This is a genomic window from Pseudomonas sp. R4-39-08, assembly GCF_003852275.1.
GTDB lineage: Bacteria > Pseudomonadota > Gammaproteobacteria > Pseudomonadales > Pseudomonadaceae > Aquipseudomonas.
The window spans coordinates 3,665,029-3,689,250 of sequence record NZ_CP027733.1 but is presented as its reverse complement, the minus strand read 5'-3'; the positions used below and the strand labels follow the sequence as shown (position 1 = coordinate 3,689,250).

21 protein-coding genes are annotated in these 24,222 nt (G+C 61.7%); 8 read left to right on the top strand and 13 right to left on the bottom strand.

Annotated features, from left to right (window positions below; translation table 11 throughout):
• Positions 1-60 precede the first annotated feature (60 nt).
• Complete coding sequence (locus C4J88_RS17025; protein ID WP_124407626.1) at positions 61-924, bottom strand: MBL fold metallo-hydrolase; 864 nt, start codon at positions 922-924, stop codon at positions 61-63.
• 94 nt (positions 925-1,018) lie between these two features.
• Here C4J88_RS17025 and C4J88_RS17020 point away from each other — a divergent pair, with 94 nt between their 5' ends.
• The 5 genes from C4J88_RS17020 to C4J88_RS17000 all read left to right on the top strand — a co-directional run bounded on the left by C4J88_RS17020 (position 1,019) and on the right by C4J88_RS17000 (position 6,352).
• Positions 1,019-1,354, top strand: coding sequence for a helix-turn-helix transcriptional regulator (locus C4J88_RS17020; protein WP_005789341.1), 336 nt, complete (start codon positions 1,019-1,021; stop codon positions 1,352-1,354).
• 51 nt (positions 1,355-1,405) lie between these two features.
• The gene (locus C4J88_RS17015; RefSeq protein ID WP_124407625.1) at positions 1,406-2,650 is read left to right on the top strand and encodes an FAD/NAD(P)-binding oxidoreductase; all 1,245 of its coding nucleotides are present in this window, start codon (positions 1,406-1,408) and stop codon (positions 2,648-2,650) included.
• Entirely contained in the window at positions 2,651-3,454 is an 804-nt protein-coding gene (locus C4J88_RS17010; RefSeq protein ID WP_124407624.1) for a sulfite exporter TauE/SafE family protein, read from the top strand.
• Between the two features lie 109 nt (positions 3,455-3,563).
• Entirely contained in the window at positions 3,564-5,210 is a 1,647-nt protein-coding gene (locus C4J88_RS17005) for an MFS transporter (RefSeq protein WP_124367521.1), read from the top strand.
• Positions 5,207-6,352, top strand: a complete 1,146-nt coding sequence (locus tag C4J88_RS17000) for an HlyD family secretion protein (RefSeq protein WP_124407623.1) — start codon at positions 5,207-5,209, stop codon at positions 6,350-6,352. Before C4J88_RS17005 ends, C4J88_RS17000 begins: the two co-directional genes overlap by 4 nt.
• Before the next feature lie 566 nt (positions 6,353-6,918).
• Here the strand turns inward: C4J88_RS17000 and C4J88_RS16995 are convergent.
• From C4J88_RS16995 to copC, 9 genes are all read right to left on the bottom strand, one after another.
• Positions 6,919-7,812: an aldose 1-epimerase gene (locus tag C4J88_RS16995; RefSeq protein ID WP_124407622.1), complete on the bottom strand. Its 894-nt coding sequence runs from the start codon at positions 7,810-7,812 to the stop codon at positions 6,919-6,921.
• 63 nt (positions 7,813-7,875) lie between these two features.
• Entirely contained in the window at positions 7,876-9,156 is a 1,281-nt protein-coding gene (locus C4J88_RS16990) for a TRAP transporter large permease (RefSeq protein WP_124367520.1), read from the bottom strand.
• Between the two features lies 1 nt (position 9,157).
• Positions 9,158-9,685: a TRAP transporter small permease gene (locus C4J88_RS16985; protein WP_124407621.1), complete on the bottom strand. Its 528-nt coding sequence runs from the start codon at positions 9,683-9,685 to the stop codon at positions 9,158-9,160.
• A gap of 74 nt (positions 9,686-9,759) precedes the next feature.
• On the bottom strand, positions 9,760-10,722 hold the full coding sequence (locus C4J88_RS16980) for a TRAP transporter substrate-binding protein (protein WP_124404625.1): 963 nt from the start codon (positions 10,720-10,722) through the stop codon (positions 9,760-9,762).
• Between the two features lie 51 nt (positions 10,723-10,773).
• Positions 10,774-11,649 carry an SMP-30/gluconolactonase/LRE family protein gene (locus C4J88_RS16975; RefSeq protein ID WP_124407620.1) on the bottom strand — a complete coding sequence of 292 codons (876 nt, stop codon included), beginning with the start codon at positions 11,647-11,649 and terminating at the stop codon, positions 10,774-10,776.
• A gap of 30 nt (positions 11,650-11,679) precedes the next feature.
• Positions 11,680-12,495, bottom strand: a complete 816-nt coding sequence (locus C4J88_RS16970; RefSeq protein ID WP_124363408.1) for an NAD(P)-dependent oxidoreductase — start codon at positions 12,493-12,495, stop codon at positions 11,680-11,682.
• 226 nt (positions 12,496-12,721) lie between these two features.
• The gene (locus tag C4J88_RS16965; protein ID WP_124407619.1) at positions 12,722-13,984 is read right to left on the bottom strand and encodes an OprD family porin; all 1,263 of its coding nucleotides are present in this window, start codon (positions 13,982-13,984) and stop codon (positions 12,722-12,724) included.
• A 274-nt stretch (positions 13,985-14,258) separates the two neighbouring features.
• Entirely contained in the window at positions 14,259-15,116 is an 858-nt protein-coding gene (gene copD, locus C4J88_RS16960; RefSeq protein WP_124407618.1) for a copper homeostasis membrane protein CopD, read from the bottom strand.
• Positions 15,117-15,119: 3 nt separating this feature from the next.
• Positions 15,120-15,485, bottom strand: coding sequence for a copper homeostasis periplasmic binding protein CopC (copC, locus tag C4J88_RS16955; RefSeq protein WP_124407617.1), 366 nt, complete (start codon positions 15,483-15,485; stop codon positions 15,120-15,122).
• Positions 15,486-15,601: 116 nt separating this feature from the next.
• On the opposite strand from copC, the gene C4J88_RS16950 reads away from it, so the two are divergent.
• A complete protein-coding gene (locus C4J88_RS16950) occupies positions 15,602-16,222 on the top strand; it encodes a TetR/AcrR family transcriptional regulator (protein ID WP_124407616.1) in 621 nt (206 codons plus the stop codon).
• A gap of 105 nt (positions 16,223-16,327) precedes the next feature.
• Here the strand turns inward: C4J88_RS16950 and preA are convergent, their stop codons facing one another.
• From preA to hydA, 3 genes are all read right to left on the bottom strand, one after another.
• Entirely contained in the window at positions 16,328-17,602 is a 1,275-nt protein-coding gene (preA, locus tag C4J88_RS16945) for an NAD-dependent dihydropyrimidine dehydrogenase subunit PreA (protein WP_124407615.1), read from the bottom strand.
• Complete coding sequence (locus C4J88_RS16940; RefSeq protein WP_124408641.1) at positions 17,602-18,969, bottom strand: NAD(P)-dependent oxidoreductase; 1,368 nt, start codon at positions 18,967-18,969, stop codon at positions 17,602-17,604. The genes preA and C4J88_RS16940 overlap by 1 nt, the downstream gene beginning before the upstream one ends.
• Positions 18,970-19,133: 164 nt before the next feature.
• Complete coding sequence (gene hydA / locus C4J88_RS16935) at positions 19,134-20,573, bottom strand: dihydropyrimidinase (protein WP_124407614.1); 1,440 nt, start codon at positions 20,571-20,573, stop codon at positions 19,134-19,136.
• 603 nt (positions 20,574-21,176) lie between these two features.
• On the opposite strand from hydA, the gene C4J88_RS16930 reads away from it, so the two are divergent.
• Together C4J88_RS16930 and C4J88_RS16925 are read left to right on the top strand one after the other, a co-directional pair.
• Positions 21,177-22,664, top strand: coding sequence for an NCS1 family nucleobase:cation symporter-1 (locus tag C4J88_RS16930; RefSeq protein WP_124407613.1), 1,488 nt, complete (start codon positions 21,177-21,179; stop codon positions 22,662-22,664).
• A 51-nt stretch (positions 22,665-22,715) separates the two neighbouring features.
• Entirely contained in the window at positions 22,716-23,999 is a 1,284-nt protein-coding gene (locus C4J88_RS16925; protein ID WP_124407612.1) for a Zn-dependent hydrolase, read from the top strand.
• Positions 24,000-24,222: the final 223 nt, after the last annotated feature.

Below are 24,222 nucleotides of genomic sequence, written 5' to 3'. Positions count from 1 at the left end.
TATCTGTAGCTGACCCACCGCTATCGGGAGCAAGCCCCTCCCACATTTGGTCCCGTGTTCCTAAAGCTGGTTGAGGGGAATCTTCAGATAGGTCACGCCGTTTTCTTCCGCCGGCGGCATATTCCCCGCCCGCACATTCACCTGGATCGCCGGCAACAGCAGCGTCGGCATTCCCAGCCCCGCATCACGGGCGGTGCGCATCGCTACAAATGCCGCTTCGTCGACCCCGTCATGCACATGGATATTCCCCGCCCGTTGTTCCGCCACCGTGGTCAGGCACTTGGCCTCACGGCCCTCGGGTGGGTAGTCGTGGCACACATACAATTTGGTATCCGAAGGGAAGGCCAGCAACTTGCGCATCGATGCGTACAACTGGCGCGCATCGCCGCCGGGGAAGTCGCAGCGCGCGGTGCCGACGTCGGGCATGAACAGGGTGTCGCCCACCAGGATCAAGCGCCCGTCGATCAGGTAAGCCATATCCGCCGGGGTATGCCCGGGCACATGCAGCGCCTGGGCCTGCAGGCCGCCAATGTGAAAGATCTCATCCGGCGCAAACAAGTGGTCGAACTGCGAGCCATCGACGCGAAACTCCGGCTCCAGGTTGAACAGGTGCTTGAACACGCCCTGCACCTGGCTGATGGACTGGCCGATGGCAATCTTGCCGCCCAGGGTGCGTCGCAGGTAAGGCGCGGCGGACAGGTGGTCGGCATGGGCATGGGTTTCCAGCAGCCATTGCACCTTGAGGTCATGCTCTTGGACAAACGCAATCACCTGATCGGCCTGCGTGGTCTCGGTGCGCCCGGAAGCCGGGTCGTAGTTGAGCACCGAGTCGACGATGGCGCAGGCACCGCCGTGCGCTTCATAGACGACGTAGGTATAGGTCGACGATGCCTCGTCCAGAAAGGCTTGAATCAACGCTGGCATGGCGGCTGTCCCCGATACGGAAAAAAGTGGTTACAATCAGTTTACGTTTACACATAATGTTTTGAGCTTAAGTGAGACAAAGGAGCCGAGGCAAATGGAATCTACGTTGAGTGAGGGCGAAGTCGCCCAGTTGCGTGCATCGGCGTCCAAGGCCTGTTCCCTGCTCAAGGCGTTGGCCAACGAAGACCGCCTGTTGATCCTGTGCCAGCTGACCCAGGGCGAGCGCAACGTCGGCGAGCTGGAAGCGCTGACCGGCGTACGTCAGCCTACGCTGTCACAACAGTTGGGCATCCTGCGTGACGAAGGGTTGGTTGCCACCCGTCGGGAAGGCAAATACATCTTCTACGGATTGGCCAGCCACGAAGTGATTCAAGTGATGAAGACCCTGTCCGGCCTGTACTGCGGCGCGGTCATAAAAAGCTGGGCGTGACGCCATCCGGCAGCGACCCTTGTGTGCACTGACTCAAAAAGGCAGCAGACAATGACCGAACAACACTGGGGACCTACCATCAGTGGCGATATCGTAGTCATCGGTGGCGGCTCCGCAGGCATCGGCCTGCTGGCCAGCCTGCTCAAGCGCGACCCGCACCTGAACATCACCCTGATCGAACCCAACGACTTCCATTGCTATCAACCCGCCTGGACCCTGGTCGGCGGCGGCGCCTATAACCTGCAAAAGACCCGGCGCCCGCTGGCCGACGTACTGCCCAACGGCGTCACCTGGATCCAGGCCGCGGTCAGCCAGTTGCTGCCTGACGAGCAGAGCCTGGTGCTCGACAACGGCCAGCGTGTCAGTTGGCGCCACTTGATCGTCTGCCCCGGCCTGCGCCTGGCCTGGGAAAAGATCGAAGGCCTGCAAGATACCCTCGGCCGCCATGGCGTCACCTCCAACTACAGCTACGAGCATGCCGCCTACACCTGGCAACTGGTGCAGCAACTCAACGGCGGCAAGGCGCTTTTCACCCAGCCGGCCATGCCGATCAAATGCGCCGGCGCACCGCAGAAGGCCCTGTACCTGTCCTGCGATCATTGGCTCAGGCAGGGCACCCTGAAAAACATCGAGGTGGAATTCAACCTGGCCGGTGCCGCGCTGTTCGGCGTGCCGGCCTTTGTGCCGCCGTTGATGAAATACGTCGAGAAATACAACGCACGCCTGGCGTTCAATGCCAACCTGATCAAGGTCGATGGCCCGGCACGCAAGGCCTGGTTTGAAGTCAAGGACGCGGAAGGCAACGTCAGCCTCGTTGAAAAAACCTTCGATCTGCTGCATGTGGTACCGCCGCAAGTCTCCCCGGATTTTATCCGCCAAAGCCCGCTGGCCGACGCCGGCGGCTGGTGCGAAGTGAACCCCCACAGCCTGCAACACCTGCGTTACCCGCATATCTTCGGCCTCGGCGATGTGTGCGGCACTACCAACGCCAAGACCGCTGCGGCGGTGCGCAAGCAAATCGTGGTGGTTGCCGAGAACCTGCTGGCCCTGCGCAAGCAGGCGCCGCTGCCGCTCAAGTACGACGGCTATGGCTCCTGCCCGTTGACGGTGGAGAAGGGCAAGGTGGTGCTGGCCGAGTTCGGTTATGGCGGCAAGCTGCTGCCGACTTTTCCTCTCGACCCGACCCAGGCACGCCGCTCGATGTGGTTCCTTAAGGCCACGTTGCTGCCATGGTTCTACTGGAACGGCATGCTCAAGGGCCGCGAGTGGCTGACCCGCCTGAGCAAGGTGGACTGAATGCTGCTGGCGAGTGTGTTGGGTGTATTGATGGGCCTGGTCATGGGCCTGACCGGTGCGGGCGGCGGCATCCTCGGGGTGCCGGCATTAGTGCTGGGGTTGGGACTGACCATGACCCAGGCCGCGCCGGTGTCATTGCTCGCGGTGGGCGCGGCGGCGGCGGTGGGCGCGATTGACGGCTTGCGCCACGGCCTGGTGCGTTACCGCGCGGCCTTATTGATCGCGTTGCTGGGCGCGCTGTTTTCGCCGCTGGGGGTGTTCGTCGCCCATCAACTGTCGGAGCCGGTGCTGATGGGCCTGTTCAGCGCATTGATGGTGCTGGTGGCCTGGCGCATGTTGCGGCGCGAAAAGGTCGAGGCCGGGCCGAGCGACCATGGCGCCGCCTCCTGGGGCCAGAAGAATTGCATGCTCAACCAGCAGACCGGCCGTCTGGCCTGGACCGCCAAGTGCAGCGCGACCCTGGCGGCGCTGGGTGCGGTGACGGGCGCCGTGTCGGGGCTGCTCGGTGTGGGCGGCGGCTTCCTGATCGTGCCGGCGTTCAAGCAACTCACCGATGTGCAGATGCGCGGGATTGTCGCCACCTCGTTGATGGTCGTCAGCCTGCTGTCGTTGATCGGCGTGGTCGGGGCCTTTCACGCCGGGGTGAGCATCGAGCCGGTGGGCTGGGCCTTTATCGGCGCGAGTATCGTCGGCATGTTGGCCGGGCGCCGCTTGTGCTCGGTGATGCCTGCGCGTGCGCTGCAGGTGGGCTTCGCCAGTCTGTGTGTGATTGTGGCCGCAGGCATGCTGCTCAAGGCTTTCTAGGGACCCTCAGTTATGCGCTCAAAAGTGACAAAATGAACCCCGCTCAGGTTTACTGTTCTCTGAGTCATGGCTTCACCGGCCTTGCGCGTCGGTTCATCAAGGTCACCGAATGGATAAATACACACCACACGCCTGGCAACCCCACGAGCGGCCGAGCCTGCCCGGCTCGCCGTCGACGCCGTTGCACCCCACTCACAAGCGCTGGCTGTTTGCGCTGGTCGGCGTACTGGTGGCAATCACCGGCGGGTTGGGCAACGCGCTGGTCATCGCCAACCTGCAATACCTGCAAGGCGCTCTGGGTGCGACCACGGCGGAAATGGCCTGGCTGCCCGCCGCCTACGTGATGACCAACGTGTGCATGAACCTGCTGCTGGTGAAGTTTCGCCAGCAGTTCGGCCTGCGCGCGTTTACCGAAGTGTTCCTGGTGCTGTATGCGCTGGTGACCTTCGGCCACTTGTTCGTCAACGATCTCAACTCGGCCATCGCCGTGCGCGCGGCCCATGGCATGGTGGGGGCCGCGCTGAGTTCGTTGGGCTTGTACTACATGATCCAGGCGTTCCCGGCCAAATGGCGCTTGAAAGCCTTGGTGTTGGGGCTGGGCACGGCGCAGCTGGCATTACCCCTGGCGCGGCTGTTCTCCGAGGATTTGCTGCAGATCGCCGAATGGCGTGGCTTGTACCTGTTCGAGCTGGGCCTGGCGTTGATTTGCCTGGGCTGTGTGTTCCTGCTCAAGCTGCCGCCCGGCGACCGCTTCAAGACCTTTGAAAAACTTGATTTCCTCACCTTCGCGATCCTGGCCACCGGCGTCGCCTTGCTCTGCGCGGTGTTGTCCCTGGGGCGCATCGACTGGTGGCTGGAAGCGCCGTGGATCGGCGTCGCCTCGGCCTGTTCGCTGGTGCTGATCATGGCCGGGCTGGCCATTGAGCATAACCGCGCCAACCCGCTGCTGATGACCCGCTGGCTGGGCAGCGGCACCATGATTCGCCTGGCATTGGCGGTGATCCTGATTCGCATGGTGCTGTCCGAACAATCCACCGGCGCGGTAGGTTTCATGCAGATGCTGAACATGAGTTACCAGCAGATGCATACGCTGTACGTGGTGATGCTGGCCGGGGCGATTGCCGGGCTGGTGGTCAGCGCCTTGACGATCAACCCGGCGCACTTGTTGATGCCGCTGGTGATTTCCCTGGCGCTGATGGCGACCGGGTCGGTGATGGACAGTTTTTCCAGCAACCTGACACGGCCGCAGAACCTGTATATCAGCCAGTTCCTGCTAGGCTTTGGCGGTACCTTCTTTCTCGGGCCGACCATGGTGCTGGGCACCAAGAATGTGTTGACCAACCCGCGCAACCTGGTGAGTTTCTCGGTGATGTTCGGGATTTGCCAGAACCTCGGCGGCCTGATCGGCGCTGCGTTGCTCGGCACCTTCCAGATCGTGCGCGAGAAATATCATTCAAGCCTGATCACCGAGCACCTGACCCTGCTTGACCCCCGTGTCGCGGCGCGGGTGCAAAGTGGTGGCTCGGCTTATGGCGGTATCGTCGCCGACCCGGAGTTGCGCAACCTCATGGGCATCCGCAGCCTGGCCACGGCGGCCACCCGTGAGGCGAACGTGATGGCTTACAACGATGTGTTCATGCTGATCGCGATCATCGCGATCCTGACCATGATCTGGATCTTTATCCGCAGCCTGTGGCTGATGAGCACCACCAAAGCGGCAACCCCTCCCGTTCAACCTGTCGGCGCCTCTTCATGACCGAACCCACGACCACCACTACCAATGCGATCGCCTCCACCCCCGAGGGCACCACGCCGCCGGGCGCTGCGGTGACCGAACCGCGCTCGTTGCGGGTGCGCATCCTTTCGTCCCTGGGCTTTGCCGCGATTGCCATCGTCGGCGTGCTGATCGTGCTGTATGCCTGGCAACTGCCGCCATTCAGCAGCGCGGTGGAAACCACTGAGAATGCCTTGGTGCGCGGGCAGGTGACGATTATCGGCCCACAGCTCAGCGGCTATGTCTTCGAAGTGCCGGTGCAGGACTTTCAGTATGTGAAAGCGGGCGACCTGCTGGTGCGCCTCGACGACCGTATCTACAAGCAACGCCTGGACCAGGCCCTGGCGCAACTGGCGGTGCAGAAAGCGTCGTTGGCCAATGTGGTGCAGCAACGCAACAGCGCCGAAGCGACCATCAAATTGCGCCAGGCCGCGCTGGTCGACAGCCAGGCCCAGGCGCGCAAAAGCACCGCAGACTTGCGCCGCAACGAGGAATTGATCAGCGACGGCTCGGTGTCCAAGCGCGAACTGGACGTGACCCGTGCCGCCAATGCCCAGACTATCGCTGCCGTGGCCCAGGCCCAGGCCAGCCTGGAAATCGCCCGGCAGGACCTGCAAACGGTGATCGTCAATCGCGGCTCCCTGGAAGCGGCAGTGGCCAGCGCGGAGGCGGCGGTGGAATTGGCGCGGATCGACCTGTCCAATACCCGCATCACTGCGCCACGGGACGGCCAACTGGGGCAGATTGGCGTGCGCCTGGGGGCCTACGTCAACTCCGGCGCGCAGTTGATGGCGCTGGTGCCCAAGCAGTTGTGGGTGATCGCCAATATGAAAGAAACCCAGATGGACAATGTGCAGGTCGGCCAGCCGGTGACCTTCACCGTGGACGCGCTGAGCCACCGCAAGTTTCACGGCACGGTGCAGCATATTTCCCCGGCGACCGGGTCGGAGTTCAGCCTGTTGCAGGCAGACAACGCCACCGGCAACTTCGTGAAAATCGCCCAGCGCGTGCCGGTGCGGATCACGGTCGACCCCGACCAGGCCGAGAGCGAGCGGCTGCGGCCGGGGTTGTCGGTGGTGGTGAGTATCGACACGGCAGGAAGGCTCAAAAACAGCCCGCCCTGAAGGAACTCGGTCAATGTGGGAGGGGGCTTGCCCCCGATGGCCATAGGTATCTACACAACTAGCATCAGCCTACGGTAACCACGATGCGAAGCGAGTCGCTCTTGATCTTGCTTTTGATCTAGGCGCCCCGTTAAACCACGCTGGCCGTAATTCGATAGTGATTTGGGGGGTAAACCGGCAGGGATGCCGGTTTAGCCGCCCCGCGCCATGGATGGCGCGTGGCGGCGGCCCCCCAAATCAATGTCGGATTACGGGCACACCGAGCCGGGGCGAGGTGCCGAGTGGTGGGGCAAGAGCGTTTTGCTTACTTTTGCGCTTTTCAAAAGTGAGACGCCGTAAGGGCGGAACCCTAAGCCGCCGTTACCGCAGCAACGGATATGTACTCGCCTTGATCCAACATCCTGGTCGGCTGTCAGGCCGCCATCGGGGGCAAGCCCCCTCCCACATTTTGGTCGCGGGGCACCAGTTAGAGAGGCTTCGGCTCCTGAGCCGTCACAGGTTCAGGGCCGTGCCAAAGTTGTCTAGATACCTATGCCCCGATTGCGGTGTATCAGTCACCCCATTTATTACTGACCCACAGCTATCGGGGGCAAGCCCCCTCCCACATTTGCACTGTATTTCAGGGTGAAATCGAGGTGGATCGACTGGTTCTGTTCCAATAGCTTCAGGCCCGGTCTGCCCGGTAAGTGATGGGCATTGACCGGATGGCTTACCGGTTCGATGCAGAAAAACCCCAGCCCCGGCGGGCCGTACAGCAGGAAGTAATCGGCGCCGGTGGCCTGGCATTCCAGCGTATAACCGAGCTCCGGTTGTTCGATCAAGCAGTACCCATCCCACTCGCAGAATCCATTGTCCACCAGGCTTTGCGGCAGGGTTTGGGGCTGCCTGAAATCCCACTCCTGCGGCACCGGCGCCAACCCCGTCGGCAGCTTGGCCGCGTCACTCATCCACACCTGCGCCGCCTTGGCCTGCAACCGCGTACCCGGCCGACGCGGGAAGTACGGGTGCAAGCCTACGCCATGCCATGCGGCTGTTTCGGCCAGATGCGTGACGCGCAACTCGATCCTCAGCACCCCACCGCTCAAGCGGATGCGCTGCTCGGCGCGATAGGCGAACGGCGTGTCACAGAGCACTTGCAGCAGCACCTCATCCGCCGACTGGCTGACCACCTGCCACGCTTGCTGCCAGGCCGAACCGTGAATCGGCAGGGGATCGGTGAGGCTGTTCGGAGCCAGTGTGAGCCAGCCACTGGGAGTGTCGAACCCGCCTTCGGCAATCCGGTTGGACCAGGGAGCCAATGGGTAACAGCCTAATTTGCCCGGCAGGCCGGTGTTGATTGCCTGTTCATCGCTATGGCGCAACAGCGGCTGCCCGGTGGAGCGCACCGTCCAGTTGACGATGCTGCCTCCCACGGTCGAGTTCAAGGTGAGGTGGGTCAGGTTATCTTCAAGTTCTATCATCTTCACCCCTTTGATCGTTCCCACGCTCCGCGTGGAAACGCCGCCCTGGACGCTCTGCGTCCGCTACAGCACCACGCTCGGCAACCACAGCGACAATGCCGGAATGTAGGTCACCGCTATCAGCACCAGGAACAGCACCGCATAAAACGGCAGCAGCGCCTTCACGGTCTTCTCGATGCTGACCTTGCCCACTGCGGCGCCCACGAACAACACCGCGCCCACTGGCGGGGTGATCAGGCCGATCCCCAGGTTCACCAGCATGATCATGCCAAAGTGCACCGGGTCGACGCCGATGCCGAGGATCACCGGCAACAGGATCGGCGTGAGGATCAGGATCAGCGGCGCCATGTCCATCACCGTGCCGAGCAACAGCAACATCACGTTGATGCACATCAGGATCACGTAGCGGTTGTCCGACAGGGTCAGGAACAGCGTGGTGATCTTCGCCGGGATCTGCATCAGGGTCATGATGTAGCCGAAGCTGGCGGCGAAGGCGATCAGGATCATCACGATGGAAATGGTGCGCACCGTGCGGTGCATCAGCTTGGGCAGCTCACTCCATTTGTAGTCGCGGTAGATGAACATGGTCACGAAGAACGCCCACAGCACCGCAATCGCGGCAGACTCGGTGGCGGTGAAGATTCCCGACAGGATGCCGCCGAGGATGATCACCATGGCCATCAGGCCCCAGAGCGCGTCGGCGGCGATCTTCAGCGCCTGCTTCAAGGGGATGACTTCGCCTTTGGGGTAATCGCGCTTTCTCGCGAAGATCAGGCACAGCACCATCAGGCACGCGCTCATCAACAGGCCTGGCACCACGCCGGCCATGAACAGCGAGGCGATCGAAACGGTGCCGCCTGCCGCCAGAGAGTAGAGCACCGAGTTATGACTGGGCGGCGTCAGCAGCGCCTGCACCGAGCCGCTGACCGTCACCGCAGTGGCAAACTCGCGCGGATAGCCGCGGCGTTCCATCTCCGGAATCAGCACCGAGCCGACCGACGCGGTGTCGGCCACCGACGAGCCGGAGATCGCGCCGAAAAACGTCGAGGCCATGATGTTGACCAGCGACAGCCCGCCGCGCACGAAGCCCACCAGCACCCCGGCAAACGCCACCAGCCGCCGCGACATGCCGCCCTCGGCCATGATCGCGCCGGCCAGTACGAAGAACGGAATCGCCATCAGCGAAAACTTGTTGACCCCGCCCGCCACCTGAATCATCAGGGCCTGGAACGGAATGTCGATCCACCATGCGCCGATCAGCGCCGACAAGCCCAGGGCATAGGCCACCGGCATGCCGATCAGGATCAAGGCGATAAAGCTGCCCAACAGAATAAACGCGTCCATATCAGGCGGCCCCTTCGCTTTCTTCAACCAGGTCGAAGCGCACCACGCGCCGGTTGCTCTGGTCGCCCAGCAGCAGTTTTTCCACCACGAATATCAAGGTCAGCAAGCCGCCAATCGGAATCGGCATGTAGGTGATGCCGACCCGCAGCGTCGGGATGGCGCTCATGAATTGGTTCCAGGTGGACAGGCACAGCTTGGTGCCCCAGATCGTCATGAACAGACAGATGGTGCCCATCAGCAGTTGCGAAACAATGCCGACGATGCGGCGTTGGGCGGGCGGCAGGCGGTCGGTGACCATCGCCACCGACATATGCGCCCCGGCGCGATAGCTGGCGGCGGCGCCGATAAAGGTGAAGACCAGCATCAGCAGGATGGCGGTGGGCTCCGGCCAGCTTGAGCCGGTGCCGAGGATATAGCGGGCAAAAATGCCCCAGGGAATGATCAGTGCGACCCCGAGCACCGAAAGGCCGGCGACCCAGATGCAGGTCATGTAGATGCGGTCGTTGATGCGCAGCAGTAGATTCTTCATGGCGTTCACCGTAACCGGGCGCGGCCCCCTGCATGAGCAGCGGGCCGCGCCGGGCCTTGTCAGGAAGGAGGGCGTTATTGAACGGCGTCGATACGCTTGATGATGTCGGCGTAAGGCGCGCCGTACTTGGCGCGAACCTGTGCGGTGGCGTCATAGAAGGGTTTCTTGTCGACGGTGATGAACTCGACCCCGGCCTTCTTGAGTTTTTCCTCACTGCTGGCGGACTTGGCATCCCACAGCACCCGCTCGTCAGCCTGGGCGGCCTTGGCGGCTTTCTTGACCATGTCCTGCTGCGCGGGGCTGAGCTTGTTCCAGGTGATCTTCGACATCACGATGGGCTCGGGCAAAATCAAATGCTCGGTGAGGGTGTAGTACTTGGCGTTCTGGAAATGGTTGTGCTCGAGCAGCGTCGGCGGGTTGTTTTCCGCGCCGTCGATCACGCCGGTCTGCAATGCGCTGAAGATCTCGCCGGTGTCCATGGCGATGCCGTTGGCGCCCATCGCATTGAAGGCGTCGATGAACAGCGGGTTGCCTTGGACGCGAATTTTCATGCCCTTGAGGTCTTCGATCTTGCGCACCGGTTTCTTGGTGTAGAGATTGCGCGTGCCGCCGTCCATCCAGGCCAGGGCGACCAGGCCGAACTCGGAATCGGTGATCTTGGCCAGGATCTCGTCACCAATCTCGCCGTCGATGACCTTGCGCATGTGCGCCTGGTCACGGAACACGAAGGGCAGGTTGAACACGTTGACGTCCGGTACCACCGGGCCGACGATGCCGAGGCTGACGCGGGTCATCTGCACGGCGCCGACCTGGGCCTGTTCGACCACTTCCTTTTCAGAGCCCAGAACGCCGCCTGGGAAGTACTTGAAGGTCAGTTCGCCGTTACTTTCCTTGGTCAGGGCCTTGCCCATGTTTTCTTCGGCGACAACGGTGGGGTAGCCGGCGGGGTGGATGTCGGCGAACTTGATTTCCAGCGCGTGGGCGGCGCTGCTGAGGGCCACGAGTGTGGCGGCGAGCAAGGTGCGTTTGAAGTCCATGGGCGGTCATTCCTGTCTTGTTATTGTTGTATTCAAGGCACAGCGATGCAGCTAGAGGATGAAGCTGGGTTCGGGCAATCCCTGCACGCCAGGGTTGAGGGCAAACACGCCGCCGGACAGCGATTGTTCACTCGCGTCGTCACGGATGGAGGTGACGTACAGGGTGTCCAGGCGACTGCCGCCAAAGGCGCACATGGTGGGTTTTTTTACCGGTACGGGCAGCGACTGGTCGAGGCGGCCGTCCGGGGTGAAGCGATGGACCAACCCGGCGTCGTTGGCGCAGATCCAGTAGCAGCCGTCGGCGTCTACCGCTGCGCCATCGGGCCGACCGAGGTGGTGATGCATGTCGACGAACACGCGGCGGTTGGACGGCGTGCCGGTCTCGATGTCGTAGTCGAAGGCCCAGATCTGCTGCACCAACGGATGAGAATCGGAGGCATACATCGTGCGGCCATCGGGGCTGAACGCCAGGCCGTTGATAGTGATGAAACCGTCCAGCTGTGCGTGGGGCGCCGCACCTGACGCGTAGCGATAAAGAATGCCCTCGGCGGCGTTCAAGCCCATGTCCAGCACCATGCTGCCAGCCCAGAAGCGGCCCTGGCGATCACAGCGGCCGTCGTTCAGGCGCATATCCGCGCGCGGGTGCTCGACGCCGGCCAGCGGCGTGGTCTTGAGGCTGCCATCGCTGTGCGGGGTCAGTTGGAAAAAACCGCTCTGCATGCCGGCGACCCAGTTGCCTTTATCGGTGCGAGCAATACAGGCGAGCACCTGCGGGGCCTGCCAGGCTGCCACCTGGCCTGTGGTCGCGTCCCAGCGCTGCAGGCGACCGTTGGGAATATCCACCCAGTACAGGGCGTTTTCCTCGGGCACCCACACCGGGCATTCACCCACGGCGTTGCGGGCGTCGACAATCAATTCTGCACTCATGGCCACTCATTCCCTTGGGTTGCTGTGAACTCAGTCACCGAACGGCCCTGCTGCGCAGAACGCGCCGCCCTGATAGAGCTTGGCCGGGTCGTTGTCAGCCACCGGCGGCTGGGCCTCGACCTGGGCGCGGAACACTTCGGAGCTGTCCTTGGGCGCAAAACCCAGGTGCGCGGCGTAGCGGTTGTCCCACCAGGTGTCCTGGTTATTCGACATGCCATAGACCACGGTATGGCCGACGTTCGGCGTGTACAGCGCGCGTTCGAGCAGTTGGGTCAGGTCGTCGAAGCTCAACCAGGTGTGCATCATCCGGCGGTTCTGCGGTTCCGGGAACGAGGAGCCGATACGGATGCTCACGGTCTCTATGCCGTAGCGGTCGAAGTAGAAACTCGCCATGTCTTCGCCATAGGACTTGGACAGGCCGTAGTAGCTGTCCGGGCGGCGCGGTGAGTGGGCGTCGAGCTTTTCGTCCTGTGGGTAGAAGCCGATCACATGGTTGGAGCTGGCGAAGATCACGCGCTTCACACCATGACGGCGCGCGGCTTCGTAGATGTGGAAAACGCCGCTGATATTGGCGCCGAGCACTTCTTCGAAAGGGCGCTCCACCGACACGCCGCCAAAGTGCAGGATCGCATCGACGCCTTCCACCAGATGGTGCACGGCTTGTTTGTCGGAAAGATCGCAGGTTTGTACTTCTTCATGGGCGGCGGCGGGGGCCATATCAGCGATGTCTGACAGGCGCAGCACCTGGGCGTAGGGGCGCATGCGCTCGCGCAACACTTTACCCAGGCCGCCGGCGGCGCCGGTGAGCAGGATGCGGTTGAAAGGAACGGGAGTAGTGGTGGTCATGGGTAGTCCAATTTTTTGTTGTAGGTTGTCGTATGACTAGGTCGAAGTATTGTTAGGGATCCCCAGGTTGTCAACGTTCTTGCAGGCGAGTGAGATTCAAATATGGGAGGGGGCTTGCTCCCGATAGCGGTGGCCCAGTCAGAAATGTATTCACAGACACTCCCTCATCGGGGGCAAGCCCCCTCCCACATTGGTTTTGCAGTGGCTTTTAGATCACCAACAACGTTTAAAGCAGTGAGATTGGATAGCTGACAAAGATCCGGTTCTCATCGAACTCGTTATTGCTGAAATCCCGACGCATGGTCGAGTTACGCCACCTGACGTTCAGGTCCTTCAGTGCGCCGCTCTGCACGGTGTAGGCGAGTTCCGATTCGCGGCCCCATTCCTTGCCGTCGGTGATTGCCCCGGTGTGCACGTTACTGCCGCTGATGTAGCGGTTCATCATGGTCAAGCCAGGAATGCCAAGCACCACGAAGTTGAAGTCATGGCGCAGCTGCCAGGATTTTTCCTTGGCGTTGTCATAGCTGGAGTTATAACTGTCGTTGGCCAGCGTGCCGCCGCTGGTGCCGTTGACGCGCATCCACACACTGTCGCCGGTGAGTTTCTGCAGGCCCACGTAGAAGGTGTTGCCGTTGTACTTGGCCGACAGCAGGGCGAACACGGTCTTGTTATCGAGGTCGCCGGCCAGGGCGCTGCCGTCTTCCTTGCCATTGAAGAAGCCGAGGTTGGCGCCCAGGGTCCAGTCACCTACCGGCTGGCTGTGGGTGAGGTTGAGGTACTGTTGCTGGTAGATATCGGTGAGTTCGGCGTACCACAGGCCGACCTGGGTGCGCTTGTCATTGAACGTGTATTCGCCGCCGCCGAAGTTGAACCGGTCGGAGGTGAATGCGGCTTTGCCGTTCATGAACATGTCTTCCATGCTCGCGTCGTTGCGCGGGCTGTTGCCGCGAAACTGGCCGCCGTAGAGCGTCAGGCCGGCGATCTCGTTGGACGTTACCTGGCCGCCGCGGAAGGTCTGGGGCAGGGAGCGGCCATCATCGGAGCGCAGGATCGGCAGCACCGGCATCCATTCGCCGACCTTCAACTCTGTCTTCGATAACTTGGTTTTCAACGCCACGCCCAGGCGTCCGAAATTATCGGCGGGGCGCCCATCGTCATGCACCGGCAGCAATTGGGTGCCAGCGGTGCCTTTGCCGCCATCGAGCTTTTGCGAGTACAGGCCCAGGACATCAATGCCGAAACCCACGGTGCCACGGGTGTAGCCGGACCTGGCATCGAGAATGAAGTTCTGCGTCCACTCTTCGGCTTTGCTCTGGGGATTGGCGGGGTTGGTGAAGTTACGGTTGAAGTAGGCGTTGCGCAGGTTGAGCGTGGCCTTGGCATCGTCGACGAACCCATCGGCGTGAGCCGTGAGGGGTAAGGTACATGCGAGGCTGCCGAGGCTGATCAAACCGAGACGCGAGGACAAATGACGGGCGAATTGACTCACAGTGAGGCTCCCTTTTCTTTTGTTGTTTTTATTATTCGTCATACGTTGTCGTACAACGCTGGGCGCGATATTTACGGGGTTTTAAAGGAGTGTCAAGCAGAAGTTATAGGATGACTTGCTCGGCCTAGCTAAATGTGGACACGGTCAAAATGTGGGCGGGGGCTTGCTCCCGATAGCGGCGGGTCAGCTACACATAAGTTGACTGTCACACTGCCATCGGGAGCAAGCCCTCTCCCACATTTGATTGGTGACCAATCATAAGAATGGCGGGGACTCAGCCGGCCATGACCATTGGCGGCAGGGTGCCCAGCAGGGAAACCGCTGCCACTGCTGCAATACCCAATAGCCATTCCAGCAGGACACTGGCCTTCAAGCTGCCCACCCGCTGTTCACACTGTTCCAGGCGCAATCGGTTCAGCAAGGCCAGCACCAACATGCCCGCTACCAGCAGCACCTTGATCAGCAGAATCAAGGCAAACCCTTCAAACGGCGGGGTAGGCCACAGCTGCCCGGTGAGCACGCGCACGTTGACCAAACCGGTCACCAGCAGGCCGGCAACCAGGCCATAACCCACCCCACTGAAGCGTCGCAGGATCGGCTGCAGGGTCAGCGGCTGTGGCTGTCTGAGGATCAACACCAGCAGCAGCAAGCCGCCCAGCCAGGCACCGACGCACGCCAAGTGCACCACTTGGTTGAGGATCAGCAGTCGCCCGCTGAGGCCATCGAGCATGGCGCCGTGGCCCACCGGAGCCAGGGTCGCCAGCACCAGCGCGATCAGCGGCAGGCGCAGGGCCGGCCACGGCTTGGTCAATACGATCACCAGCAACAGGTTGAGCAGCAGGTGCCAGACCCAGACCTGCCCGAAAAAGGTGCTGCTCAACACCAATATCACCGTGGCCGGTTGCAGTGCGGCGCCCCACCCGCCGGCCATGCTCGCAGTGATCAGCAACAGCCACGCGACCCCGGAGCCCAGCCCCAGCCAGGCCAGGCCTCGGGTCAAGCGCAGCAGGTGCCGGTCGAGTGCCGGTTGCGCAGCCGTACCGAGCAACAGAGGCCTGAACACACAGACCCCGAACAGCAGCAGCACCACGATGAAATGTACAAAACGGCACAGCACCAGCAGGGTCGCCATGGATTATTGGCCAACCTTGAAGCTGTAAGTGCCTTCGCTCTTGTGGGTGTCGACGGACACGGCGTGCCACTCGACCTTGTAAGTACCTGCCGCCAGCGGAGCGGCCGGGGTGACCACCAGGGTCTTCTTGTCGGCGTCCGGGGTTTCCAGGCCCTTGATCGCGATTTCCGTGCCGTCCTTGCTCAGGGACACCTTGGTGAACGTCGCTTCGACGCCTTCGCTGAAGGTCAGGCGCAGGTCTGTCGGTGCGGCAACATTGCTGTCTGCCGCTGGCGTGGCGCTTTTCAGGTGCGCGTGGGCAAAGGCTGCAGACGCGCCCAGCAGGGAGGCGAGCAGGGCGACGATGGTCAGGGACTTCTTGATCAACATTGTTCAATACCAATCAGAGGATAGAAGCGGGCAGTGTACGAAGTTTCGGTTCGGCGTGTCGCCCCGATCTAGAGCGGATGGTAGTCTCTAGGTCGTGTTGTTGTCAGGGAGCCCTTATGGGCAATCACAAGATCGGAATTCGGCGGATCAACGTCGAGAAAATCCTGCTGGCCGCAGAGAAAGTCTTCGCTGAAAAAGGCTATGGCAGCACCGCCATGGCCGACATCGCCAAAGAGGCACAACTGCCGCGCTCGAACCTGCATTACTACTTCACCACCAAGAGCGAGCTGTACAGCGCGGTGCTGTTCGACCTGCTGGACCTGTGGAAACAGGACGCCCTGAGCTTCGAGACCTTCGATGACCCAAGGGTGGTGCTCAGCAGCTACATTCGCGCCAAGATGCAGCGCTCGCGCACACGGCCGTATGGCTCGAAAGTCTGGGCCAATGAAATCATCCACGGTGCGCCCACCCTGGGTGAGGCGCTGGATGAAAGCCTGTACGACTGGGCCAAGATGAAGGAAGCGAAAATTCGCCATTGGGTGCAAGACAAACGCATCCTGCCGGTGGAGCCGTCGAGCCTGCTGTACATGATCTGGGCATCGACCCAGCATTACGCCGACTTCGATCATCAGGTGAACATTTTGAATGATCACCAGCCGTTGTCGGATATGCAGTTTGAGCGGGCGATACAGACGGTGACCGGGGTGATATTGCGCGGGATTGGGCTGGAGCCCTGAATAGTATGGTGAGGTTTAGGGCCCCATCGGGAGCAAGCCCCCTCCCACATTTGGAATGCATTCCAATGTGGGAGGGGGCTTGCTCCCGATAGCGGTCTGAAGGACTTACACAGCCTCCCTGTAGGGATTCCTCGGATCCTGGGTCCAATTCAAAAACGGCTTACCCGTTTCGACCGGCACCATCTCGATGCAATCGGCCACTGGACAGGTGATCTGGCACAGGTTGCAGCCCACGCACTCGTCATCGATCACCTCATATTTATGCGTACCATCCGCCTGCTTCAAGCTGGCGATGGCCTGGTGCGAGGTATCCTCACAGGCGATATGGCAACGCCCACAGCCGATGCACGCCGCCTGGTCGATCTTGGCGATCACCTGGTAGTTGATGTCCAGGTACTTCCAGTCCGTGGTGTTGCCCACCGCGCGCCCGGAAAATTCCTGCAAGCTGGTGTAACCCTGGCTGTCCATCCATCGCGACAAGCCATCCTTCATTTCTTCAACGATGCGGAACCCATGCAGCATCGCCGCCGTGCACACCTGCACCGCGCCGCAGCCCAGGGCGACGAATTCAGCGGCGTCACGCCAGTTGCCGATGCCGCCGATACCGCAGATCGGCAAGCCCTGGGTCTGCGGGTCGCGGGCGATTTCGGCGACCATGTTCAGCGCAATCGGTTTGACCGCCGAGCCGCAGTAGCCGCCATGGGTACTCTGGGTGCCGACCATCGGCAGGGCGACCATGCGTTCCAGGTCGACGCTGGTGATGGAGTTGATGGTGTTGATCAACGACACCGCATCCGCGCCGCCGCGATAGGCCGCCCGCGCGGCCACGCGGATGTCGGTGATGTTGGGCGTGAGCTTGACGATCACCGGCAGCGAGCAATACGTCTTGCACCAGCGCGTCACCTGCTCCACGTACTCAGGCACCTGGCCAACCGCCGCGCCCATGCCGCGTTCGGGCATGCCGTGGGGGCAGCCGAAATTCAGCTCGATACCGTCGCAGCCGGTGGCTTCCACCTGCGGCAGGATGTTTTTCCAGGATTCTTCAACACAGGGCACCATCAGCGACACGATCAACGCGCGGTCGGGCCAGTCCTTTTTCACCTGGGTGATTTCGCGCAGGTTGATCTCCAGGGAGCGGTCGGTGATCAGCTCGATATTATTGATACCCAGCACTTCGCGATTCGCCCCGTAGTGAGCCGAGTAGCGCGACGACACGTTGACCGCCGCCGGGTCTTCCCCCAGGGTTTTCCACACCACGCCGCCCCAGCCGGCCTCGAACGCGCGCACCACGTTGTAGGCCTTGTCGGTGGGCGGTGCGGAGGCCAGCCAGAACGGGTTGGGCGCTTTGATGCCGGCGAACACAATCGACAGATCAGCCATTACGCGGCCTCCACGTTGAGCATGAGTTGAGCGTGCATGGCCTCGGCGGCCAGCTTGCCGTGTTGCACCGCCTGCACGGTGAGGTCCTGGCCAAGGCTGACGCAGTCGCCGCCGGCATACACCCCGGGAATGCTGGTGCGCAGTTGTTCGTCGACGAAGATGCGTTCGCCCACGCGGTGCAACTGCTGGGCCAGCGGGTCGTGCAGCGCGTCGTTGTCAAAACCCTGGCCGATGGCCTTGAAGATGGCGTCTGCGGCCAATTCGAAGGTTTCTCCAGTGGGGTGCAGGCGACCGTTCTCCATGCGCGTACGAGCGAAGCGCATGCCGCGTACATGCCCTTGGTCATCGAGCAGCACCTGCTCGGGCTGGGCCCAGGTCAGCAGGCGAACCTGATTGGCCTTGGCAATGTCTTGCTCATGGTGGGTCGCGCCCATGTCATCCAGGCCACGGCGGTACACCAGGTTCACATCGCGCGCACCGAGGCGCGCCATTTGCACGGCCATGTCGATGGCGGTGTTGCCGGCGCCGAGCACGATGCAGCGGTCGGCCAGCGGCAGTTGGGTGAGGTCATCGGCCTGGCGCAGTTCGCGGATATAGTCGGTGGCGGCGAGCAGGCCGGGGGCGTCTTCGTCGGGCAGGCCGAGGCGTTTGCTGGCCGCCAGGCCGAGGCCGAGGAACACCGCGTCAAATTGCGCGTGCAACTCGCTCAGAGTGAGGTTGTCGCCCAGGCGCTGGCCGTGACGGATCTCGATGCCGCCGATCTGCAGGAGGAAATCCAGTTCCTTCTGGGCGAAGTCGTCCACCAGTTTGTACTTGGCGATTCCGTATTCATTCAAGCCGCCGGCTTTTTCCCGGGCTTCGAAGATCACTACGTCATGACCGTGCAGGGCCGCACGGTGGGCGCAGGCCAGGCCCGCCGGCCCGGCGCCGACCACCGCGATGCGTTTGCCGGTGGGCGCGGCGCGTTGGAACGGGTGCTGGCTGAACTGCGCGTTGTCGATGGCATAGCGTTGCAACAGGCCGATCAGCACCGGGGCGCATTCTTCGGCGTTGTTACGCACGCATGCTTGCTGGCAGAGGATTTCCGTGGGACAGACTCGAGCGCAACTGCCGCCGAGGATGTTGGCCGAGAGGATTTTCTGCGCTGCGCCCTGGACGTTGTCGGTGTGGATATTGCGGATGAACGAGGGGATGTCGATTTCGCTGGGGCACGCGTTCACGCACGGGGCGTCGTAGCAATACAGGCAGCGCGAGGCTTCCAGCTGGGCCTGGCGGGCATTGAGGGGCGGCGCCAGGTCGGTGAAATGGCTGGCGAGGGTGGGCCCGTCGTCATGGGGATGGGGGAGGTGGGTCAGGGTCTGGATCACGGTGGTGGCCTCACGGTTATTGAGGTGCTGCCTCTGATGGGCGATCGTTCCCATGCTCTGCATGGGAATGCCTCACTGGACGCTCTGCGTCCGCTCTTGGAACGCGGAGCGTCCCTTGCTGCATTCCCACGCAGAGCGTGGGAATGATCATGTGCGCTGTATGTTCAGCGTTTCACCGCAGTGGGCCTGGAATGCTCCGCCCGCTTGCGCAACTGTTCGAACACCGCCGGATACGCCGGCCGCTGCACATACCGCCCGGCCCCACGCTCGGCGCGCAGATCGCCATCGGCCCAGACCAGCTTGCCCTGGCTGATGGTGTGGCTCGGCACGCCGCGTACGGTCTTGCCTTCGAAGATGTTGAAATCGACTTGTTGATGGTGGGTCTTGGCGGAAATGGTGCGCGTGCCTTCGGGGTCCCACAGCACCAGGTCGGCATCGGCGCCGACGCGAATCGCGCCTTTGCGCGGGTAGAGGTTGAAGATCTTTGCGGTGTTGGTGGAGGTCAGCGCGACGAATGCCTGCATCGACAGGCGCCCGGTGTTGACGCCCTCGTGCCACAACAGCGCCATACGGTCTTCGATACCGGCGGTGCCGTTGGGGATCTTGCTGAAGTCGTCACGCCCGGCGGCCTTTTGCTCGGCGCAGAAGCAGCAGTGGTCGGTAGCGGTGGTGTGCAGGTTGCCCGATTGCAAACCGTGCCACAGCGCCTCCTGGTGGCCGCGCGGGCGGAACGGTGGGCTCATCACGTAGCCAGCGGCGGTCTGCCAGTCGGGGTGCTGGTAGACGCTGTCGTCCAGCAACAGGTGGCCGGCGAGCACTTCACCGTAGACCGCCTGGCCCTTGCCCCGGGCATAGGTGATTTCGTCCAGCGCCTCCTGGGTGGAAACGTGCACCAGGTATAACGGCGTGCCGATGGTCTCGGCGATGCGGATCGCACGGCTGGCCGCTTCGCCTTCCACCTGGGAAGGACGCGACAGCGGATGCGCTTCCGGCCCGGTGATGCCCTGGGCCATCAGCTTGCGTTGCAGGTGATAGACCAGCTCGCCGTTTTCCGCATGCACCGTGGGCACCGCGCCCAGTTCCAGGCAACGTTCGAAACTGGCGACCAGGGTGTCGTCGGCCGCCATGATCGCGTTCTTGTAGGCCATGAAATGCTTGAAGCTGTTGATGCCGTGATGGCTGACCAGCTCGGCCATTTCCTCGCGGACCTGTTCGCTCCACCAGGTGATCGCCACATGAAAGCCGTAGTCGGACGCCGACTTTTCGGCCCAGCCGCGCCACTGGTGGAACGCCTCCATCAACGACTGCTGCGGGTTGGGGATCACGAAGTCGATGATCGACGTGGTGCCACCGGCCAGCCCCGCCGCCGTGCCACTGAAAAAGTCTTCACTGGCCACGGTGCCCATGAACGGAAGTTGCATATGGGTATGGGGATCGATGCCACCGGGCATCAAGTACTGGCCGCTGCCATCGAGTGTTTCAGTGCCGGCGGGAATATCCAGGTCCGTGCCGATAGCACGAATCAGACCGCCTGCGCATAACACATCGGCGCGGTAACTTTCATCATGGGTAACAACGGTAGCGCCACGGATCAACAGCGACATGTCGAGTTCCTCACAGGCTTGACCGGCTTGTGCCAGTTCTAAGTGTTGTAATACGGCTCGCCGATAACCGGTTGATTCCTGTCATCGGTGACAGGAATAGAAACTAGCCCGAGTTTTTCGATTGGGCAAGAATATTTTTATTAAGCTTATAACTAATATAACTATTTGATTTAAAACAATAAAAATTAAAATTCACCAAAATGAAGCACCCAAACACCATTTTGACGCACTTGACAGGTTGTCAATTTGAACAGCATTTCTTATTGCAAATCAGCCGGTTGAACGATGGCGCTTGACGGGGCCGGGAAATAAAAATAATTGTGTTGCACCAGATTGAGTCCTGAAGGTTCGGACAACTTCCTTGCTATTCACCCTGAGTTCCCAGGGCAAGTTCCGAAGACGCAATCGGTCAACCGGATAAAGCTGATAAACATCAGCCAGTTATAGATGCAGCGTGGGTCGGGAAGCAGTTGTCGGCACGGTTATTGAGTGCAGTGGCGGCTGGCCGGGCCCGAGATGTCATGTTGTCGACGAGGTACTCCGGCCACCTGCCCTAACCGTGCAGGTGAGCAAGAATAATTTTAAAAAAACCGTGGAGCGGCCATGCAACAGAACAGATCGCAAGTCATCGAACGTAACGGCCTGTACGAACTCGACGCCGGCCCCGACGTCCTCGACAGCCCTCGCTACAACCACGACATGGCACCGACCAAGGTGCACGAACGCACCTGGAACAAATGGCACATCACTGCGCTGTGGGTCGGCATGTCGATTTGTGTGCCTACCTACACGTTGGGCGGTGTGCTCACCGCGTATTTCGGGTTGTCGGTGGGCGAGGCGCTGATGGCGATTTTGCTGGCCAACATCGTGGTGCTTATCCCCCTCACGCTCAATGCATTTCCCGGTACGAAATACGGCATCCCGTTTCCGGTGCTGTTGCGCTCATCGTTCGGCATTCTCGGCTCCAACGTGCCATGCCTGATTCGTGCGCTGGTGGCGTGCGGCTGGTTTGGCATCCAGACGATGTTTGGCGGCCTGGCGATTCACTTGTTCCTGGGCTCGATTTTCGAGGGCTGGAAATCCCTTGGCGGCACCGGTGAGGTGATCGGTTTCATGATTTTCTGGTGCCTGAATTTGTGGGTGGTGCTGCGCGGCGCCGAGTCGATCAAGCGCCTGGAAACCCTGTCGGCGCCGCTGCTGGTCGCGGTGGGTATCGGCCTGCTGGTGTGGGCGATGCCGAATGTGTCCCTCAGTGAGCTGATGGCGATTCCACCCAAGCGCCCCGAAGGCGCGAGCCTCACCGGTTATTTCATGGCGGGCCTGACTGCCATGGTCGGGTTCTGGGCCACCTTGTCGCTGAATATCCCGGACTTCAGCCGCTACGCCAAAAGCCAGAAGGACCAGATCCTCGGGCAGATTTTCGGCCTGCCGCTGACCATGTTCCTGTTCGCCGCGCTGGGCGTGATCATGACGGCGGCTTCGGTGAAACTGGTGGGGGTCAGCGTGTCCGACCCGGTCACCCTGATTGGCCATATCCAGAGCCCGGTGTGGGTCGCCATCGCCATGGCGCTGATCATCATCGCCACCTTGTCCACCAACACGGCGGCGAACATTGTCTCGCCGACCAACGACTTCCAGAACATTGCGCCCAAGTTGATCAACCGCACCACGGCGGTGATTCTTACCGGGGTGGTGGGGCTGGCGTTGATGGCCCATGAGCTGCTGAAAAAACTCGGGCTGATCGTGTCCGATGTCAGCCTGGAGACGGTGTATTCCAACTGGCTGCTCGGCTACTCCAGCCTGTTGGGGCCGATCGCCGGGATCATGGTGGTGGACTACTTCATCACCCGCAGACAGCAGCTGGACCTGGCCGGTTTGTACCGCGACGACGTGTACCCGGCGTGGAACTGGAGCGGCTTCGTCGCCTTTGGCGTGCCGGTGGTGCTGACCTTGCTGTCCCTGGGCAGCGATGCATTCAGTTGGTTCTACAGCTACGGCTGGTTCACCGGTTCGGCATTGGGCGGGGTGTTGTATTACGGTCTGAATGCCCGGCGCGCAATCACCCCGATGCCCGCCAAATCCCCGCTATAACGCCATTGGAATGCGGTCCAATCATAAGAAATGTAGCCTGAGGAGATCCCCATGAACGCTGCCCTCGACGTCCTGCAATCGACCCATCAGCACATCAACCGCGACCGCTTGTGGCAGTCGCTGATGGACCTGGCCAAACTCGGTGCCACCCCAAAAGGCGGGGTGTGCCGGCTGGCCCTCACCGATCTCGACCGCAAGGCCCGCGACCTGTTCGTGCAGTGGTGCGAGCAGGCCGGTTGCACGGTCACCGTCGACGGTATCGGCAATATTTTCGCCCGGCGTCCGGGGCGCAATCCCGACCTGCCGCCGGTGATGACCGGCAGCCACATCGACACCCAGCCCACGGGCGGCAAGTTCGACGGTTGCTTCGGCGTGCTGGCCGGAGTGGAAGTCCTGCGCACCCTTAACGACCTCAAGCTTGAAACCGAGGCGCCGCTGGAGGTGGTGGTGTGGACCAACGAAGAAGGCTCGCGCTTTCCACCCTGCATGATGGGCTCCGGGGTGTTTGCCGAAAAATTCACCCTGGCCGAGACCTTGGCCAAGGTCGATGCAGACGGCGTCAGCGTGGGCGATGCGTTGAATGCGATCGGCTATGCCGGCACGCGGCCGGTCAGCGGGCACAAAGTTGGGGCGTACTTCGAAGCGCATATCGAACAGGGGCCGATCCTGGAGGATGAGAAAAAGACCATCGGCGTGGTGCTCGGCGCACTCGGGCAGAAATGGTTCGACCTGAAACTGCGCGGCGTCGAAGCACACGCGGGGCCTACGCCGATGCACTTGCGCAAGGACGCTTTGGTCGGCGCGGCAGCGGTGGTGGCTGCGGTGAATGCGGCGGCGCTGGGGCATCAGCCGCACGCATGTGGGACCGTGGGTTGCCTGCAGGCGTATCCCGGTTCGCGCAATGTCATTCCCGGTGAAGTGCGCATGACCCTGGATTTTCGTCACTTGGAGCCGGCGCGGCTGGATTCGATGATTGCCCAGGTGCGCACGGTGATTGATGAGACCTGCGCCAAACATGGGTTGAGTTTCGAGTTGGAACCCACCGCCGACTTCCCGCCGTTGTACTTCGACAAAGGCTGCGTAGACGCCGTGCGCGATGCGGCGAATGGCTTGGGCTTGTCGAATATGGACATCGTCAGCGGGGCCGGGCACGACGCGATTTTCCTCGCCGAACTGGGCCCGGCGGGAATGATCTTCGTGCCGTGTGAGGGTGGCATCAGCCATAACGAAATCGAGAACGCCGCGCCGGATGATCTGGCAGCGGGGTGTGCGGTGCTGTTGCGCGCCATGCTGGCCGCTTCGGCGGCCATCGCCAGCGGCAAGCTCGCGGCCTGAAATGCGGTTAAAAAATGTGGGAGGGGGCAAGCCCTAATGCCAGTCAGTTAAGCGTACACCGCCGTCTGTAGGAGCGAGCTTGCTCGCGAAAAACGTCAACGATAACGCGTGCTTTCTGAATGAACGCGGTGCCTGTGAGTTTTTCGCGAGCAAGCTCGCTCCTACAAAGCCTTAACTTACTGGCATTAGGGCAAGCCCCCTCTCACATGGGCTCTGCGGCATT

Bases quoted from the DNA above. Each gene is read 5' to 3' on its own strand.
- C4J88_RS17025 (WP_124407626.1), bottom strand. From the start codon at position 924: ATGCCAGCGTTGATTCAAGCCTTTCTGGACGAGGCATCGTCGACCTAT.
- C4J88_RS17020 (WP_005789341.1), top strand. From the start codon at position 1,019: ATGGAATCTACGTTGAGTGAGGGCGAAGTCGCCCAGTTGCGTGCATCG.
- C4J88_RS17015 (WP_124407625.1), top strand. From the start codon at position 1,406: ATGACCGAACAACACTGGGGACCTACCATCAGTGGCGATATCGTAGTC.
- C4J88_RS17010 (WP_124407624.1), top strand. From the start codon at position 2,651: ATGCTGCTGGCGAGTGTGTTGGGTGTATTGATGGGCCTGGTCATGGGC.
- C4J88_RS17005 (WP_124367521.1), top strand. From the start codon at position 3,564: ATGGATAAATACACACCACACGCCTGGCAACCCCACGAGCGGCCGAGC.
- C4J88_RS17000 (WP_124407623.1), top strand. From the start codon at position 5,207: ATGACCGAACCCACGACCACCACTACCAATGCGATCGCCTCCACCCCC.
- C4J88_RS16995 (WP_124407622.1), bottom strand. From the start codon at position 7,812: ATGATAGAACTTGAAGATAACCTGACCCACCTCACCTTGAACTCGACC.
- C4J88_RS16990 (WP_124367520.1), bottom strand. From the start codon at position 9,156: ATGGACGCGTTTATTCTGTTGGGCAGCTTTATCGCCTTGATCCTGATC.
- C4J88_RS16985 (WP_124407621.1), bottom strand. From the start codon at position 9,685: ATGAAGAATCTACTGCTGCGCATCAACGACCGCATCTACATGACCTGC.
- C4J88_RS16980 (WP_124404625.1), bottom strand. From the start codon at position 10,722: ATGGACTTCAAACGCACCTTGCTCGCCGCCACACTCGTGGCCCTCAGC.
- C4J88_RS16975 (WP_124407620.1), bottom strand. From the start codon at position 11,649: ATGAGTGCAGAATTGATTGTCGACGCCCGCAACGCCGTGGGTGAATGC.
- C4J88_RS16970 (WP_124363408.1), bottom strand. From the start codon at position 12,495: ATGACCACCACTACTCCCGTTCCTTTCAACCGCATCCTGCTCACCGGC.
- copD (WP_124407618.1), bottom strand. From the start codon at position 15,116: ATGGCGACCCTGCTGGTGCTGTGCCGTTTTGTACATTTCATCGTGGTG.
- copC (WP_124407617.1), bottom strand. From the start codon at position 15,485: ATGTTGATCAAGAAGTCCCTGACCATCGTCGCCCTGCTCGCCTCCCTG.
- C4J88_RS16950 (WP_124407616.1), top strand. From the start codon at position 15,602: ATGGGCAATCACAAGATCGGAATTCGGCGGATCAACGTCGAGAAAATC.
- preA (WP_124407615.1), bottom strand. From the start codon at position 17,602: ATGGCTGATCTGTCGATTGTGTTCGCCGGCATCAAAGCGCCCAACCCG.
- hydA (WP_124407614.1), bottom strand. From the start codon at position 20,573: ATGTCGCTGTTGATCCGTGGCGCTACCGTTGTTACCCATGATGAAAGT.
- C4J88_RS16930 (WP_124407613.1), top strand. From the start codon at position 21,177: ATGCAACAGAACAGATCGCAAGTCATCGAACGTAACGGCCTGTACGAA.
- C4J88_RS16925 (WP_124407612.1), top strand. From the start codon at position 22,716: ATGAACGCTGCCCTCGACGTCCTGCAATCGACCCATCAGCACATCAAC.